A 1,558-nucleotide genomic window follows, 5' to 3' on the forward strand; every position below is an offset into this window, starting at 1 on the left:
GGGGGTGTCGCCGTTGGGGAGGGTGAGTTGGTGGTGTGGGGGCATGCGTCGGCCGAGGAGGGGGTGCTCGCCCGGGCCGAGGTCGTAGCGGATGCTGAGCCCGCTGAGCATCCCGGCGAGGTGCTCGGCCGCGTCGGTGTGGGTGATCAGCTCGGCGAGGATGCCGCGGAGCGGGTCCAGCTCGGCGCCGGTGAGCCGCAGCTCGATGGCGGCCCGCGCGTTGCGGGCCAACTGTCGCCCGATCGGGTGGCGTTCGGTGTGGTAGGTGTCGAGCAGGTCGGGTGGTGCCCAGCCGTGCACCGCCGCCGCCAGCTTCCAGCCCAGGTTGACCGCGTCCTGGACGCCCACGCTTAATCCCTGTGCCATCGCCGGCGGTTGTACGTGGGTGGCGTCACCGGCCAGGAAGACCCGACCGCGCCGGTACTCGGAGCTGACCCGGGAGGCGTCGGTGAAGCAGCTGATCCAGCGGCAGCGTCCGTGATGGATGGACTCACCGGTGAGTCGCTGCCAGGAGTCGGCCAGCTCCTGATAGCTCAGCGAGCTCCGGTCTCTCGGCGGCATGCCTCGCTCGTGCACGACGACCCGGGTGACACCGTCCTCCAGATCCATCGCCATGACCATGCTGCCGTCGGGCAGATTCTCGCCGATCCGCCGCCGTCGGGTGTCGATGCCGGTGACGTCGGCGGTATAGAACCCCCGGGTGGGTTCGGCACCGGTGAAGTCGATCCCGGCCAGCGCGCGGACGGTGCTGCGCCCGCCGTCACAGCCGACCAGAAACCGGGCGGCCGCCCGGCCGGAGCCGGCGGGGCCGTCGACGGTGACGACGACGCGGTCGGGGCCCTCCTCGAAGCCGGTGACCTCGTGGCCGCGGAATACCGGCACCCCCAGCTCGGTCACCCAGCCTTCCAACATCCGTTCGGTCCGGTACTGGGAGATGCCCCGGGCACCGGCATGGTCCTCCGGAAGTTGGGCGAGGTTGATCGGCACCCCGCCGAAGTGACTCTCCGCGGGCTCGGTCGGGCCCAGCCGGTCCAACAGCCCGCGCTGCGCGAAGCACTCCGCGGTACGGCGGGTGAAGCTGGCGCCCCGGGACTCGGTCGGTCGGGCCGCCAGTCGTTCGTAGATCGCCACATCGACGCCGCCGAGCCGCAGTTCCCCGGCGAGCATGAGGCCCACCGGGCCGGCGCCGACCACGATCACGTCCCGGGTCATCGTCCGGTTCCGTTCTGGGGGGCGCCGAACCAGCGGGTGAGGGCGTGGGTGAGGTCGTTGGTGCTGCCGGGTGCGGTCCAGGCGAGGTAGCCGTCGGGGCGGATGAGGGCGGTGTGGAGGGTGGGGTGGGGTTGGTGGGTCCAGGTGCCGGTGATGATGTCGATGCGGTCGGTCCAGGGGTGGGCGGTGGGGTGTGCGGTGGTGGTGGTGATGAGGAGGGGGCGGGCGGGGTGGAGTAGGTCGGTGATGCGGGGGGTGTCGCCGTTGGGGAGGGTGAGTTGGTGGTGTGGGGGCATGCGTCGGCCGAGGAGGGGGTGCTCGCCCGGGCCGAGGTCGTAGCGGATGC

Annotated in this window: 2 protein-coding genes; both read right to left on the bottom strand. The window is 71.9% G+C overall.

What is annotated here, in order from left to right; genetic code table 11:
• Window positions 1-1,212: FAD-dependent monooxygenase (locus B118_RS0124845; RefSeq protein WP_028193669.1), on the bottom strand; the 1,212-nt coding region annotated here is incomplete at its 3' end.
• The coding region (locus tag B118_RS32275; protein ID WP_028193670.1) for an aromatic-ring hydroxylase C-terminal domain-containing protein at window positions 1,209-1,558 on the bottom strand (350 nt) is incomplete at its 5' end. The genes B118_RS0124845 and B118_RS32275, both read right to left, overlap by 4 nt.

It is taken from the genome of Salinispora pacifica CNR114, from assembly GCF_000514775.1.
Classification (GTDB): Bacteria; Actinomycetota; Actinomycetes; order Mycobacteriales; family Micromonosporaceae; genus Micromonospora; species Micromonospora pacifica.